This is a genomic window from Desulfotignum balticum DSM 7044, assembly GCF_000421285.1.
Classification (GTDB): domain Bacteria; phylum Desulfobacterota; class Desulfobacteria; order Desulfobacterales; family Desulfobacteraceae; genus Desulfotignum; species Desulfotignum balticum.
In genome coordinates, this window is record NZ_ATWO01000001.1 from 1,037,565 (window position 1) to 1,051,562 (window position 13,998).

The 13,998-nt window shown below is 51.1% G+C and carries 16 protein-coding genes; 14 read left to right on the forward strand and 2 right to left on the reverse strand.

The features are described 5' to 3' along the window. Positions 1-19: 19 nt before the first annotated feature. Positions 20-1,042, reverse strand: coding sequence for an FAD:protein FMN transferase (locus tag K365_RS0105400; RefSeq protein WP_006963586.1), 1,023 nt, complete (start codon positions 1,040-1,042; stop codon positions 20-22). 190 nt (positions 1,043-1,232) lie between these two features. On the opposite strand from K365_RS0105400, the gene K365_RS0105405 reads away from it, so the two are divergent. Then, complete coding sequence (locus K365_RS0105405; RefSeq protein WP_024333822.1) at positions 1,233-2,579, forward strand: MFS transporter; 1,347 nt, start codon at positions 1,233-1,235, stop codon at positions 2,577-2,579. A 6-nt stretch (positions 2,580-2,585) separates the two neighbouring features. Here K365_RS0105405 and K365_RS0105410 read toward each other — a convergent pair whose 3' ends face one another. Next, on the reverse strand, positions 2,586-3,281 hold the full coding sequence (locus tag K365_RS0105410) for a lysophospholipid acyltransferase family protein (RefSeq protein ID WP_024333823.1): 696 nt from the start codon (positions 3,279-3,281) through the stop codon (positions 2,586-2,588). Positions 3,282-3,417: 136 nt separating this feature from the next. Between K365_RS0105410 and fumC the strand changes: the two genes are divergently transcribed. From fumC to K365_RS0105485, 13 genes are all read left to right on the forward strand, one after another. Further along, a complete protein-coding gene (fumC, locus tag K365_RS0105415) occupies positions 3,418-4,800 on the forward strand; it encodes a class II fumarate hydratase (protein ID WP_024333824.1) in 1,383 nt (460 codons plus the stop codon). A gap of 16 nt (positions 4,801-4,816) precedes the next feature. Next, complete coding sequence (locus K365_RS0105420; RefSeq protein ID WP_006963580.1) at positions 4,817-5,038, forward strand: hypothetical protein; 222 nt, start codon at positions 4,817-4,819, stop codon at positions 5,036-5,038. 16 nt (positions 5,039-5,054) lie between these two features. After that, positions 5,055-5,564: a dihydrofolate reductase family protein gene (locus K365_RS0105425; RefSeq protein WP_024333825.1), complete on the forward strand. Its 510-nt coding sequence runs from the start codon at positions 5,055-5,057 to the stop codon at positions 5,562-5,564. Between the two features lie 161 nt (positions 5,565-5,725). Next, the gene (locus tag K365_RS0105435) at positions 5,726-6,166 is read left to right on the forward strand and encodes a hypothetical protein (protein ID WP_024333826.1); all 441 of its coding nucleotides are present in this window, start codon (positions 5,726-5,728) and stop codon (positions 6,164-6,166) included. Further along, positions 6,163-7,518 (forward strand): multiheme c-type cytochrome, encoded by a 1,356-nt coding sequence (locus tag K365_RS0105440; RefSeq protein ID WP_006963568.1) that lies wholly within the window; start codon positions 6,163-6,165, stop codon positions 7,516-7,518. The genes K365_RS0105435 and K365_RS0105440 overlap by 4 nt, the downstream gene beginning before the upstream one ends. A gap of 67 nt (positions 7,519-7,585) precedes the next feature. Next, on the forward strand, positions 7,586-7,945 hold the full coding sequence (locus K365_RS0105445) for a DsrE family protein (protein ID WP_006963567.1): 360 nt from the start codon (positions 7,586-7,588) through the stop codon (positions 7,943-7,945). A gap of 45 nt (positions 7,946-7,990) precedes the next feature. Further along, complete coding sequence (locus K365_RS0105450) at positions 7,991-8,551, forward strand: manganese efflux pump MntP (RefSeq protein ID WP_006963565.1); 561 nt, start codon at positions 7,991-7,993, stop codon at positions 8,549-8,551. Between the two features lie 343 nt (positions 8,552-8,894). Continuing rightward, the gene (locus tag K365_RS0105455; RefSeq protein WP_024333827.1) at positions 8,895-9,248 is read left to right on the forward strand and encodes a hypothetical protein; all 354 of its coding nucleotides are present in this window, start codon (positions 8,895-8,897) and stop codon (positions 9,246-9,248) included. Between the two features lie 496 nt (positions 9,249-9,744). Further along, entirely contained in the window at positions 9,745-10,308 is a 564-nt protein-coding gene (locus K365_RS26360) for a DUF2799 domain-containing protein (RefSeq protein WP_169432929.1), read from the forward strand. A 530-nt stretch (positions 10,309-10,838) separates the two neighbouring features. After that, positions 10,839-11,762, forward strand: coding sequence for a hypothetical protein (locus K365_RS0105470; RefSeq protein WP_024333829.1), 924 nt, complete (start codon positions 10,839-10,841; stop codon positions 11,760-11,762). Between the two features lie 4 nt (positions 11,763-11,766). After that, positions 11,767-12,255 carry a tRNA (cytidine(34)-2'-O)-methyltransferase gene (locus K365_RS0105475; RefSeq protein ID WP_024333830.1) on the forward strand — a complete coding sequence of 163 codons (489 nt, stop codon included), beginning with the start codon at positions 11,767-11,769 and terminating at the stop codon, positions 12,253-12,255. A gap of 136 nt (positions 12,256-12,391) precedes the next feature. After that, positions 12,392-12,859, forward strand: a complete 468-nt coding sequence (locus K365_RS0105480; protein ID WP_024333831.1) for a GNAT family N-acetyltransferase — start codon at positions 12,392-12,394, stop codon at positions 12,857-12,859. A 229-nt stretch (positions 12,860-13,088) separates the two neighbouring features. Continuing rightward, the gene (locus K365_RS0105485; RefSeq protein ID WP_024333832.1) at positions 13,089-13,994 is read left to right on the forward strand and encodes an amidohydrolase family protein; all 906 of its coding nucleotides are present in this window, start codon (positions 13,089-13,091) and stop codon (positions 13,992-13,994) included. The last annotated feature ends 4 nt before the right edge of the window (positions 13,995-13,998 follow it).

Below are 13,998 nucleotides of genomic sequence, written 5' to 3' on the forward strand. Positions count from 1 at the left end.
CGGTTTGCGGATAGACGGATCACTGGACAAAGGTGTGAAAACCTTGGGATGCGATCTCTCTGAAGCCGTCCGGGGTTTTCTGAATGATCAGGCATTCCACATTTTCCAGGGAGTCCGCCAGGGCCAGGCTGTCCTCCGGGGCCATCACCATGAAGGCTGTAGCCAGGGCATCGGCAAAGGTGCAGGTGCAGGCAATGACCGACGCGCTCACCACCTGGTTGTCCACGGGATATCCGGTTTTGGGATCAATGATGTGGGAGTAGGTTTTGCCCCCAAATTTAAAAAAATTGCGGTAATCTCCGCTGGTGGCAATGGCCCGGTTTTCCAGATTCACCACTTTGTAAAAGCCGGCATCAGCCCCGGTTTTCAACGGATGGGTAATGCCCACGGACCAGGGTTTTTTATGGCGGTTCTTTCCTGAGCCGTAGAGCTCGCCCCCGATCTCCACCAGAAAGTTATCAATCCCGGCCCGGGTCAGGACCCCGGCAATGGCATCCACGCCGTATCCCTTGGCAATGGAGCCTAAATCCAGGGTGATGCCGGATTTTGTCTTTTTTACATGGTTGTTTTCAAACACCAGGTGATGAAATCCGGTCAACGCGACGGCCGCGGTGATAGCACCCGGTTCCGGCAGGGAGTCGGTAGGCTGCCGGGTCCCGAACCCCCACAGATCCACCAGGGGTTTGACCGTGCCGTCCCAGGCCCCGTCCGTCAAGGTGAACACGGTTCTGGCCGTGTCCATGACCCGGGCGAAATCATGGGACAGCCGGAAGGACCGGCCGGGCTCTGTTTGGTTGAACCGGGACAGGTCACTGTCCGGATCATACATGGACAGCCCGGCATTGACCTGTGCCAGCCGGGTGTCGATCTGTTTCTGCCACAGATCCATGGACTGTTTTTGGGATGACACCAGCTTGACCGTATAAAACGTGCCCATGGTGCGGCCCTGTATTGTGTATTCTTTTGCCTGGGAAATCGAAGGGACCCAGAGGAAAATGAGCCAGACAATGCTCATGGCCATGCCTGTCAGGAATCGTTTCATGATAGTTCCTTATTGTGTTTGTCCATTGTTTTGAAGTCGTTTTTTTAATCATCATACCGGAGCGTTGCCTGATTCTCAAGTGGAGAGCTTTTTTTCGCTGCCAATCCGTTGATCCGTGACTTGACGGCCCGCGTATGATAACTTAGACAGCTAAACTGCTGATCCCTGGACTGAAAATGAAAGGAATTTTATGGCCGACCGATCGAAAACCGCGTTTGATATCCCCAATATCCGGTGGTTCATCGCATTCCGGGTCTTTTTCAATTCCCGGTTCTACTATCCGGTGTTCACCATTCTGTTTCTGGATTTCGGCCTGACCGTGGCCCAGTTTTCGGTGCTCAATGCGGTCTGGGCCGCCACCATCGTACTGGCGGAGGTGCCGTCCGGTGCGGTGGCCGACATCATCGGCAGAAAGCGGCTGTTGAACTTTGCCGCCGGCGTGATGATTTTTGAAATCGGTATCATCAGTTTCATGCCCCGGATCGATCCGGTGCTGATTTTTTCCGTGTTCCTGGTGAACCGGGTGCTCAGCGGCCTGGCAGAGGCGGCGGCCAGCGGTGCGGACGAGGCCCTGGCCTATGACAGCCTGAATGAGGCGGGCATGGCCGACCAGTGGGGCCGGGTCCTGGAGGTACTCATGCGGTATCAGGCCATCGGGTTTGTCATCGCCATGACCGTCGGGGCTGTGGTGTATGATCCTAATCTCATGGGCCGGCTGGCGGATCTGATGGGCCTGGGTGTCACACCGACTCAAGAGGTGACCATGCGGTTTCCGTTGTACCTGACCTTTGTGCTGGCCCTGCTGGCATTTGTGAGCACCCTGAAGATGACGGAGCCGGAACAGGCGGCAGCAGCGTCCTCGGAACGGTCCGTGAAACAAACCCTGGCCGTGACCCTGAACGCCGGCATCTGGATCATGAAAACCCCGTTTGTCCTGTGGGTGATGCTGTTCGGCATGCTGCTGGACGGCACCATCCGCATGGTCATCACCCTGTCCAGCCAGTACTACCGGATGATCGGCATTCCGGAATCCCTGTTCGGCATCATGGGGTCGGTGGTGGCGCTTATGGGGGTGGTGGTGCCGAAAATCGCCCGGCAGATTGCAGAAAACCGGTCTCCCCAGACAGCGCTTTTGATTACGGCGGGCCTGGCCGTGGCAGGGCTTGCTGCCATGAACGGGTTCTGGCACTGGGTGGGAATCGTGCCGGCTCTGGTAACCTTTGCCGCCATGAATTTCACCGGTTTTTTTGTCAGCTTCTACATCAACCGGGAAACCGATTCCCGGCAGCGGGCCACGGTGCTGAGCTTCAAGGGGTTGTCCTACAATGTTTCCTACGGGTTGCTGGGGGTGGCCTACGCCCTGGTGTTGAAACTGGCCAAAGCCGGGGTGGATCCGGCGGCGGGCCTGTCTGCGGAAACCATTGAAAACCAGGTGTTCGTGGATACGTTTTTCTGGTTTCCATTGTTTTTTGCAGTGAATTTTCTGGTGCTGGCAGCGGTGTATGCCGTCCGGTTCAAAGCAAGAAAGCAGCCCTAGCCGGATTCAGTCAAACAGGGTTTTGATCCGGGCGGGATCGTTCCAGATCCGGTCCGTATCCGCATACAGACGGGTCATGACCTGTTCCACGGCCAGCCGCTGGGTTTCAAAGGCTTGGGCATTCAGTTCTTCGGGTACATAAATGGGTTTTCCGAACCGGATGATCACCCGGGAAAAGGGTTTGGGTATCATGAACCGGTCCCAGGAGTTGAACACCCATCGGTGCCGGGCCGAGGTGATGGTGGGGATGATGGGCATGCCCGTGAACTGGGCAATGCGGATCAACCCGGGTTTGACCACACCGAAAGGGCCTGTGGGACCGTCAACAATATGGCCGACCCTGTAGCCGATTTTCCCCAGTTGTTTGATCTCTTTGAGGGCCTCTTTCCCGCCCCGGGATGAGGATCCCCGCACCGGATGCCAGCCCAGGGCTTTGACCACTCTTGAAATCATTTCTCCGTCCAGGCTTTTGCTGATGATAATGGTGATGGGTTTCCGGGTGGAAAAAAACGCGATCCCCGGAAAAAAACGCTGATGCCAGGACGCATAGATCACCCCGACATGTTTGTCGATGGCGGTTTGCTCCTTGTCCTGATCCATCAACCGGATCCGGAAGGTAAGATTCAGCAGTTTCACCAGCATCAGCCCGGCCTGGGGGATGACCCGCTGATATAAAAAATGTTTGAATCGGTCTTTTACCATATTTTTTTATTACCATGATGTTTTTTGATTTCCAAGTATTTTTGTGAAAGAAGGTAGAGATCGCATCCTCATTGACACTCTCCCGGTTCAGATGGTATGTTTTGACATCTGTTTACCCCCATTTTTAGGAGATCTGATGACGGCACGCACTGAAACTGACTTCATGGGAGAGATCCATGTCCCTGAAAACGTGTGTTGGGGGGCACAAACCCAGCGGGCTTTTGAAAATTTCAACATCGGTGATGAAACCATGCCCATTCCGGTGATCCGGGCGTTTGGATATCTGAAAAAAGCGGCAGCCCTGGTAAACGGAAGTTTCGGGTTGCTGCCGGATGACAAGGTTCGGATCATCGCGCAGGTGTGCGATGAGATCATTAAGGGAGATCTGGACGGTCATTTTCCGTTAAAAGTATGGCAGACCGGGTCCGGAACCCAGACCAACATGAACGTCAACGAAGTCATTGCCGGCCGGGCCCGGAAACTGTCCGGGCAAAAGCTGCATCCCAATGATGATGTCAATAAATCCCAGTCCTCCAATGACGCGTTTCCCACAGCCATGCACATGGCAGCCTATGATCTGCTGGTCACGACCACGATGCCGGCCCTGAAAGCCCTTTACCGGGAACTGGCCCAAAAGAGCCGGGAATGGGAAGCGATTGTTAAAATCGGCCGGACCCATTTCATGGATGCGGTGCCGTTGACCCTGGGCCAGGAATTTTCCGGATATGCGGCCATGGTGGAACAGGATATCCGGGTGCTGACGGATCACCTGCCTCTGCTGGCTCGCCTGGCCATCGGCGGCACGGTCCTGGGCACCGGCCTGAATTCCCCGGAAGGGTTTGATGTGAAAATGACAAAGATGCTGGCAAAATTCACAGGACACCCGTTTGTCCCGGCCCCCAACAAATTTGCGGTCCTGGCAGCCCATGACGATCTGGTGGCCTGTCACGGGGCACTTAAAACCGTGGCCGTGAGCCTCATGAAAATCGCCAATGACATCCGGATGCTGGGGTCCGGCCCCCGGTGCGGCATCGGCGAGCTTCAGCTGCCGGCCAATGAACCGGGGTCCTCCATCATGCCCGGCAAGGTGAACCCGACCCAGGCCGAAGCCCTGACCATGGTGTGCGCCCAGGTGATGGGCAATGATACGACCCTGTCCGTGGCCGGAGCATCCGGACATTTTGAGCTCAATGTGTTCAAGCCGGTGATCATTTACAATTTCCTGCAGTCAGCCCGGCTGTTGGGGGATGCCGCAGATTCGTTCACCAAAAACTGTATCCGGGGGCTTTTGCCCAATCAGAAAACCATTCAGGCCCATCTGGAAAATTCATTGATGCTGGTCACGGCCCTGGCCCCGGAATTCGGATATGACAAGGCCGCCGTGATCGCCAAAAAAGCCCACGCCCAAGGGATCACCCTGGAGCAGGCTGCCTGCGATCTGGGGTATCTGACCAAAGACGAATTCCGGCAATTGGTGAACCCCTCTGCCATGACCCGGCCGTTCAATATCGATAAATAGAAAGGGAAGGTATCATATGCTGGAAAATGTCACCGTGTTCAAGGGGTATCCCTTTAAAGTCGGACAGAAAATCCGTATCGAAGATTCTCCCCGGTCCGGAGACTGGGAAGTGATCCATGTGACCGATCACAAGGTCACCCTGCGTTGTCCCCTGTCGGGCAAAGAGTTTTCCTGGTCCCGGTTCTGTTATCAGGTGGAAGAATCTGAACGGCCCTGGCCGGATACACAGGCAGACTGATATCATGGAGAAACCCATGGAAGTGATTCTGCTCATGGCCATGACCGTGGACGGTAAAATCGCCAGAAATCAGATGGAACTGGTCAACTGGACCGGAAGTAAAGACAAGCAGTATTTTGTAAAGATCACCCGGAACGCCGGGGTGGTGATCATGGGATCCAAAACCTTTGACACCATCGGCCATCCTTTGCCGGGAAGAAAAAACATTGTCTTGACCAGGGACAAAACCCGGAAAAGTGATGATTCGTCCCTGGTGTTCATCGATCAGGCACCGGCACAGATACTGGCGGATCTGAAGCGCCAGGGGTTTGAGCAGGCCGCCCTGATCGGCGGATCGGTCATCAACTCTTTGTTTGCCAAAGAAAATCTCATCACTCAGATCCATTTGACGCTGGTACCGGCCGTGTTCGGCCAGGGGCTGTCTTTGTTCAATACGTCTTTGGATCTGTCTTTGGCATATGAAACCTGCAAAGAAATAGAAAAAGGGCATTTACTGCTCATCTACAAGGTGATACCTCATGTCTGAAAAAGAAAAGAAAAAAAACTGGTTGAAACGCCTGATGGAATGGATTATCCAGGGCAATGAAAAAGCGGCCCGGGAAGGAAATCTTTGCCCCTCCTGAGTCAAGAAGAATGACCGGCCGGGGGCCGGGTTGAAAAAATAATTTTTACAATATAAGGAACCGCATGCACTCCCAGGTTGAAAATCTGTTAAAGAAAATCTCGTATATTGAAACGGATATGGAACTGCACAAACACATTCTTTTTTCCATCCCATCCGACCAAAAAGAGGAAATGGAAAAGGTCATGCAGACCATTGCCGAAAAAAAGCAGCAGGTTCAGGACCTGCGCCGGGAAATTAAACGCAAGGATCCGGCCGCGTATGACCGGATCCTTGCCATTGAAAAAGGAACGGAATTGTTTAAGACCATGGCCCGGGATAAGCAGTTTGACCGGGTGGACACCCCGGATGATTCCGGTGCCTGCAAAATCACCCTCAGTGATGGTACTGATGTGGACTGCCTGGTGGCGGCCCTGGAAAAAAATGGTGACTGGATGATTCTGACCCGGGACGGTGAAGTGAAACAATTCCCCAAAGGACTGGTAAAACAAGGAACAAAATCATGAAAAAACAGGTCTGCAACCACAACACCATTTTCAAAGCGGTGATTTTAGCGATTGTCCCGGCAGTCCTCGGGTGGGGGGCTGTTGCGTTGTCTAATCCGACCCAGACATTGGACCTGGACCGGTTTATTGATCCGGAAACCTGTGCCGGGTGTCATTATGAGATTTTTGAGCAATGGTCCAATTCCATGCACAACCTGGCCCACAAGGACCCGGTATATAACCGGGTGGCCAATTTTCTGCGCCAGGGGCTTTTCGACCAGGCAGAGATCGACGAGGCGGAATCGTGCGTGAAATGCCACACCCCGGTGGGCGTGATCACCGGATTTCCGGAAAAACTGTCTGATGATCTGTCAAAGACTCCTGCTATCGCTGCCCATGGCATTCAGTGTGATTACTGTCATTCCGCCGTGGATGTGCAGAAAATGTTTAACAACGGGCTGGTGCTGGAACCCGGGTATGGGGAAGATGATCCCGGTATCAAACACGGGCCGTTTGACGATGCAGAACCTGATTTTCACGAGGCGGCCTATTCCCCCCTGCATGAGAGTGCTGAATTCTGCGGCACCTGCCATGATGTCAAACATGTGACGTTTGGCACGGATCTGGAAACCACGTACACGGAATGGAAAAACAGCCCGTATAATTCAGATGATCCGGATGAACGTATCACCTGCCAGGGGTGTCATATGTACCAGCGGCCCGGCGTGCCGGCCACCGCCACCACGGAACGGCCTGAAAACCCGGGATCTGCCGCAGATTACAGCATGGAAAGACCCCATATCTTCACCCATTATTTTGTGGGGGCCAATTCCGGCGTGCCGGCATCTTTCGGAGATTCGGAGAAACCGGATATGGCAAAGGCGCGCTTGCAGCATGCAGCCAACCTGGATCTGGATCTGTCGAATCTGGACAAAAATCAGCTGGGCATCATTGTTTCCAATACCGGGGCCGGCCATTCCCTGCCCACGGGTCTGGCGGACATGCGCCAGATGTGGCTGGAAGTCATTATCCAGGACAAGAACGGGACCCGGATTTTTGAAACCGGGATTCTGGATGACAAAAAGGAACTGCCTGAAAATACGTTGATTTACAGAACGGTGTTCGGGGACGGCAAAGGCAATCCGGTTCTCAACCTGGCCAAGGCCAGAGAAGTGCTTCATGACAACCGGATTCCGGCAAAAGGACAGGCAAAAGAAATGATCACTCTGGACCGGGCCCTGGAAAAAGGATCGGAAATTCAGGTCCGGCTGCTGTACCGGAGCATGCCCCAGAAGGTGCTGAATCTGCTTCCCGGTGAGCCGTTAGGCCCTTTGCCCGTGGTGGAAATGGTTCGGACGTCCCATACGCTGTGATCCAGTCGAACCGGGGTTTGATCCCGGAAGCTTGACTTTTTGAATCCATGAAAAAAAGGAGCATCCAATGACAAACAATGTGGTAATCGCACTGTCGTGTGGCACCAATGACACCAATCGGGCGACCCGGGCCATTCACCTGGCCACCATCGCGCACAAGGAAGGGAAAAATACCAGTCTGTTTTTACTGGATGAAGGGGTATATCTGGCCAAAGAAGGGATCATTACCCATGTGAGGGCTGCCACCGGGGATGTGGCCGATGACCTTTTAGCCTATCTTCAGGCCCATGAGGTGCCGATTCTGGTGTGCACCCCCTGTGCCAGTGCCCGCCAGATCAAGGAAGAAGATCTGATCGAGGGTGCACGCATGGCATCGGCTGCGGAATTCATTAATTTGTCCTGTGATGCCGCAGTGATCAGCCTGTAAATCAATGAACCCGTTGTCCAGGGATGGTTTTGAAAAAGGAGGGGCGTGGGAGCAGCGGACATTTTTCTGATCGCCCTGGGCCTGGGTATGGATGCGGCCGCCGTGAGTCTGGCTGCCTCAGCGGCGGGATATGCCGGCAATGCCCGGGCCGTGTTCCGGCTGTCGTTTCATTTCGGGCTATTCCAGTTTCTGTTTCCGGTGCTGGGCTGGTTCCTGGGACTGGGGCTTTTGGTGTTCATCCAGGCGTTCAGTCACTGGGTGGCGTTTCTTTTGCTCATGGTGGTGGGCGGCCGCATGGTGATCTCCGGGCTGGATCCAAATCCGGAATCCCATGGCAAAGACCCGTCCCGGGGCATGACCATGGTGATGCTGAGCATTGCCGTGAGTATTGATGCGTTGGCCGTGGGCTTGAGTTTTGCCATGCTGGGGGTGGCCATCTGGTTTCCGAGCATCGTCATCGGTGTGGTTACCTCGGGCATGTCGTTGCTGGCCATCCGTATCGGGCGGCATCTGGGGGCGATGCTGGGCAAGCGCATGGAGATCGTTGGGGGTGTGGTGCTCATCGGTATCGGTTTTCGGATCCTGCTGGTACAGCTTCTGGCGTGACACAGGTTGTTTTTCACTGGTTCCGGCTGGGCCAAAGACCCGTGTGCCGGGCGGCCCCTGTGAGCCTCACCCTCTGCCGTGTTTGACAGGGCGGTTCCATCTGCGAACATTGGCGGAGTCATAAGACCGGATCTGACCGCCACCGCTATCAAGTCCTTGGAATAATTATCAGCACTTTCACTTCAGCCATGAGGGTCGAGGCAGTGGTACACAGCCAAGTACGCATTGACACAGCAGTTGTTACAACCTGAGAAAAATTTCCTTTTTCTGTCTATTCAATCCGAAGGACATACTAAGAGCTACAATTTACATTACAACAAAATCCGACGACTATCGAAAACTTATGGGTGATGATTTCCCATTAAAACCCGAGATCAGCGACTGGAGCGCAAGAATCGTTAAGGTTGAAAAGATTGAGAACGATGAATCATCTATTCTATATGACTATGAAAAGAAAGGCGGAAATCTCAACGAATGGCCACAAATAACGATCTTCATGCACGGCCATGGCTTATTTTTCTTTCTTATCGCAGCTCCGACTTTGATCATCCTCTTTTTATATCTTCTAACGAAAGCCAAGATAGTAGATATCCGGTTGAGCAAACCTTTCGTATCTTCTCATAAAATCAAAGGTCTTGAAGAAAAAATAATGCTCAACCAGTCGGTCCATACAACTCCAGCCATCGCTCTGCGCTGACCTACGCGTATGACCTTCAAGTTACCTTTCTTCTCAGCTTAATGATAATTGTCCAAAGCAAAAAGATTCAGGCTTGAATTTCCTGAAGGATACCAATATTATTGAAAACTTGGTATGGTCGATTTGTCCAGGGATGGTGGTTGCAAAATGGTTGATATTTGACAAAGGGAAAAAATGCGGATCTGGTTTTGTTTGTACTATTCCAAAAATGGGAGAAATCAGATATATCGGGATAAACATTTCTGCACTTCTTCCATATTAACGCCTTACTCCTTAGTTTCTGTGAAAAAAACAAGAAAATGAAGAGGGGCACTTGGGTCGCGGGTTTTCCGCGTTTGGAGATCTTTTCATGGCAAGAATATGGTATGGATATGTCCATAATAGTGCAGCGAACAAGGGGAAAAGGATGTCCTTTATAATTTCACAAATCGTATCATCCTGCCTTACGCTGTTGATATTTGGATCAGCACTGTTTCTCACAGGGGGGTGTGCCAAAATGGATGCATCACAATGCAGAAATGCAGACTGGGAGATTATCGGTTTCGAAGATGGCAGTGCCGGAAGATTGCCGTCTTATCTAAGCAACTACCGGAAAGCATGTGCAAAATATGATATTATTCCAGAGCTTGATTTCTATTTGAGAGGCCATGCCAATGGATTAATCGAATTCTGTACCGAAGCGAACGGTTTTTTGTCAGGGAAAAAAGGACTGGAATATAATGGGGTCTGCCCGCGGGGGCTATCGGATAATTTTCTTGCAGGTTACCAGATTGGACTGCGCTTTTATATTGTTTCCAGCGCCATTGACAAGATGGAATTCTGCTTGCGAAACGAGCAGAAAAAGTTGAAAGAACTGCGAAAAGAGTTGAGACATAAAGAAGAAATGCTGATACAGGACAGCACTTCTGAAAGTGATCGTCGACGTCTTTTGAACGAAACCAAGGATGCCCGCTTGAAAATCGAACGATTAGAAAAAAAGATTTTCCATACAAGAAAAGATATTCAGATGAAACAGTATGAGTATGAACAGTTGAGCATTCAATATGGAAGCCAGGGATGAGGAATTTGCAAAGGATTTTGATTCCGGATATGCCATGACATTATCAACCGTGATGGTGTTGATGGGCTGCGGTACTACATTGACAAGGCCGTGACCCGGAAGCAGTCAGACCGGATTAACACATCCGGGTATCTGAAAACGCTTTTTGACATGGATCTGTATGCAGACGTGAAAGCGGCAAAAAAGGCGCTTATTTATCAACCACGAATCGCCCAATATGGCGCCTCAGCAGACGCAAAAAGCTGCACAGCTAAGCTTTTCGTTCTCTTCTCAACTATCCGAAAGGTGAGTATTCACGACTGTGAAAAATCAAGTATACCGATATCATCATTTATTTTGCTCCATGCTCTTTGAAATAGCCGGACCGCGATGCATATGTGGCAGCCATGCCTTCGCAGATCATGAGGCCGGACATGTTCCTGCTGGAAGGTGGGCATCATCAGCACAATTTTTAGGGTGACATCCCGCCTTTTTTCTGGTTTGATACCAGGCTTAAGGATCTACCTAAACCCGGAAAAGGAAAAAAAGATATGGTTGCTGTGTCCCCCAAAGTCAAAAAATGGATAGACGAAGAAAAAGACCCCAGGAGCGCCCACTGGCAGGCTGGGCTTGACAAGGTTCTGGACCTTTTTCTGCCGGATCTGGAAAAAGGTAAGATCATTCCGGTGAGGGGGATGGAGGACCGGGATCTTGGCCTGTTTAAAATGGTGCTGGAAAAGGTGGATGTCAGTCCGGCGGTTTATGCGGCCTTTTTTCCCCAGGCGATCGCCGATGCCATTGTTCCCCCGAATTCGGCAGAGGAGACCCTGCGCATTGAAAAGGGGAAAGCCTCATGTAAAATGATCTTTTTTAGACCGGGGGAAGAGGACCGGATCATCAGTGCGGAAATCAGTGAGCAGGCGTATAAGCCAGGCGCTGATATCTTCCAGTCCGGGGCGCTGCTGGGATCCTATGATTATGAAAATACCGAGGACTGCCTGGACGGCTTAAATAAAGTGGTAAAGACCCATCTGTGGAAAAAAGAGTCCTGGCTGAAAAAAGATTATCAAACCTATACCCTGAACTGGTTTGAACGCGTCCAATATCTGAATACCGCTAAGGTAAGTGTGGACAAGGCCTTTTCATTTTTTCACAGCCCCTCCCTGATTAAAACCCATCGGGTGGATGGATTGTTCCAGCTTTTTTTTCTTTTGCTCAATAAGCAGTATTCACAGATAGGTTACCTGGAATCCAATCCCGCATGGGTCCAAAAAGTGAAAGACCGGGATTCAGACTTCTGCAGGACCATGGCCCAAAACCATATTTTGAAGCTTCTAAATCTGATAAAGGACCTTGATCTCATGGATTTTGCCGGATTCAGCGACGGTGAGAACAAAGCGTTTCACACTGAATTTGCCAGGACCGAGGAGAAGCTCCGGGACCATCTCATGCACCTGAGTGTCAAAAAGGGATGAATGCATGGTTGAATTGAACATTGTCCTGTTGGAACCTGAAATACCCCAGAATACCGGGAATATCGGCAGGATCTGCAATGCCATGGGGTCATCGCTGCACCTGATCGAGCCCTTAGGATTCTCCATTGAGGATAAGTATTTAAAACGTGCCGGCCTTGATTATTGGAAAAACCTCAACGTCAAGTCATACAAAGATTATGGACAGTTTCTTGCCCAGAATCCCCAGGGCCAGAAAGTGTTTCTTTCAAAAAAAGCCGGGGTGCGGTGCGACCGCTTACCTTATTCAAATACGGTCTATCTGATCTTTGGAAAAGAATCCGTGGGCCTGCCTGAACAATTACTCCTGGAAAACAAAGACACCTGCGTAAGGGTGCCCATTTCCGTTTGTTCAAGATCCTTGAACCTGGCCAATGCCGTTGCCATTTTAAGTTATGAGGTCATGCGGCAGCATAGGTTCACAGGTCTCAAGGCCCAGGGAGATCTCTCGTTATGATACGGGCAGATTATCCGATACCGGAAATTTAACGTAAGGATTTAATAAAGCATACCAATGCAATTCAAAAGCTGATAATGTGGATTTCCAATGTAATCAGGGTGCAATGATTGTGATGTTTCAGAGACGAACAACAATGGAAACTACTATTGCTGATATTGAAGATGCGGCGCAAATTTTAAGACTCCAAAAGATGGCGTATCAAAGTGAAGCGGAATTATATCAGAATTACAACATCCCTCCCTTAACGCAAACTATTGCAGAAATCAGAGAGAAATTTGACACTCAGATTTTTTATAAAACGGTTGTCGAAAATAATATACTCGGTTCTGTGAGAGCATATTCTGATGAAACTTCATGCTTTATTGGCAGATTAATTGTTCATCCTGACATTCAAGGCAAAGGCATCGGAACAAGGCTAATGAATGCCATCGAAGAACATTTTTCTGAAGCTCAAAGGTACGAGTTGTTTACAGGGACAAAGAGTATTGCAAACATTCGTCTTTATGAAAGGCTGGGGTATAAACCGTTCAAGGAAATGGTAGTAGACAAATCCCTTTCATTAATTTTTATGGAAAAAGCGGGGAATCCCTTTCTGATATAATTTGTCATCAACGATTACTCAATGATAATCCAATGCATGAGAATTCATGGCTTTGAAAAACAATGAATACCAATACAAATCATGAGCTCAATACAGTGAAAGACCTGGATAGTGGAAGTGAAAATGATGGACTATGCTTTTCTGTGCCGGCAGTAAGGCACCTCCGCCAGGGGCGGTACTATGCCGACAGATATTCATCATGATTATTTTTTGCGGAGATACTCACTAAATGCTGTCACCGGATCTTCCCTATTACAATGACTCTGAAGGAGACTGCCTGCCATCCGGCATCTCCTGCGCCATCGATGCCCATGTGCATGTGTTTCCGGACAGCACTTTTCACGCAGTGCGGAACTGGTTTGACGCCCACGCCTGGCAGATCCGGTACCGGGATACCAGTGAGAATCTGATCCGGTTTCTGCTGGACAGGGGCGTGGCCCATGTCATTGCGTTGCAGTATGCCCACAAGCCAGGCATTGCCCGGGAATTGAATGCGTATATGGCCGGACTGTGCCGGATGTTTGAAGGACGGATGACCGGGATGGCCACGGTATTTCCCGGGGAAACAGGCGCTGCGGATATCCTGACCCGGGCCTTTGATCAGGGCTTGGGCGGGGTGAAGCTGCATGTCCATGTCCAGTGCTTTGATATGGACAGCCCGGACATGGATGAGATCTGTGCGGTGTGTTCGGATCATGGCAAACCCATGGTGGTGCATGCCGGCCGGGAACCCAAAAGTGACCATTACCGGTGCGATCCCCATGAATTGTGCCGGGCCGGCAAAGTGGCTTCGGTCCTCACCCGGTTTCCGGACCTGAAATTCTGCGTGCCCCATCTGGGATTTGACGAGGTGTCGGAGTATTCTTTTCTGATGGCAACCCATGAAAACCTGTGGCTGGACACTGCCATGGTACTTACCGATTATTTCCCTGCATCTGCCCGGCCGGATCTTAGGTCGTTTCCGCTGGACCGGGTCATGTATGGGTCGGATTTTCCCAATATCCCCTATGCCTGGGACCGGGAACTCAAATGGCTGGCAGGGGCCGGGCTTTCTTCTTGGGAACTGGCACAGGTTACCTGGAAAAATGCGGCCCGGTTTTTCAATCTTGACTTTGACGATTCCCTCAGCTACTAGACGG

Excerpts from the sequence above, each read along its gene's own strand:
- K365_RS0105400 (WP_006963586.1), bottom strand. The coding sequence starts at position 1,042 with ATGAAACGATTCCTGACAGGCATGGCCATGAGCATTGTCTGGCTCATT.
- K365_RS0105405 (WP_024333822.1), top strand. The coding sequence starts at position 1,233 with ATGGCCGACCGATCGAAAACCGCGTTTGATATCCCCAATATCCGGTGG.
- K365_RS0105410 (WP_024333823.1), bottom strand. The coding sequence starts at position 3,281 with ATGGTAAAAGACCGATTCAAACATTTTTTATATCAGCGGGTCATCCCC.
- fumC (WP_024333824.1), top strand. The coding sequence starts at position 3,418 with ATGACGGCACGCACTGAAACTGACTTCATGGGAGAGATCCATGTCCCT.
- K365_RS0105420 (WP_006963580.1), top strand. The coding sequence starts at position 4,817 with ATGCTGGAAAATGTCACCGTGTTCAAGGGGTATCCCTTTAAAGTCGGA.
- K365_RS0105425 (WP_024333825.1), top strand. The coding sequence starts at position 5,055 with ATGGAAGTGATTCTGCTCATGGCCATGACCGTGGACGGTAAAATCGCC.
- K365_RS0105435 (WP_024333826.1), top strand. The coding sequence starts at position 5,726 with ATGCACTCCCAGGTTGAAAATCTGTTAAAGAAAATCTCGTATATTGAA.
- K365_RS0105440 (WP_006963568.1), top strand. The coding sequence starts at position 6,163 with ATGAAAAAACAGGTCTGCAACCACAACACCATTTTCAAAGCGGTGATT.
- K365_RS0105445 (WP_006963567.1), top strand. The coding sequence starts at position 7,586 with ATGACAAACAATGTGGTAATCGCACTGTCGTGTGGCACCAATGACACC.
- K365_RS0105455 (WP_024333827.1), top strand. The coding sequence starts at position 8,895 with ATGGGTGATGATTTCCCATTAAAACCCGAGATCAGCGACTGGAGCGCA.
- K365_RS26360 (WP_169432929.1), top strand. The coding sequence starts at position 9,745 with ATGGATGCATCACAATGCAGAAATGCAGACTGGGAGATTATCGGTTTC.
- K365_RS0105470 (WP_024333829.1), top strand. The coding sequence starts at position 10,839 with ATGGTTGCTGTGTCCCCCAAAGTCAAAAAATGGATAGACGAAGAAAAA.
- K365_RS0105475 (WP_024333830.1), top strand. The coding sequence starts at position 11,767 with ATGGTTGAATTGAACATTGTCCTGTTGGAACCTGAAATACCCCAGAAT.
- K365_RS0105480 (WP_024333831.1), top strand. The coding sequence starts at position 12,392 with ATGGAAACTACTATTGCTGATATTGAAGATGCGGCGCAAATTTTAAGA.
- K365_RS0105485 (WP_024333832.1), top strand. The coding sequence starts at position 13,089 with ATGCTGTCACCGGATCTTCCCTATTACAATGACTCTGAAGGAGACTGC.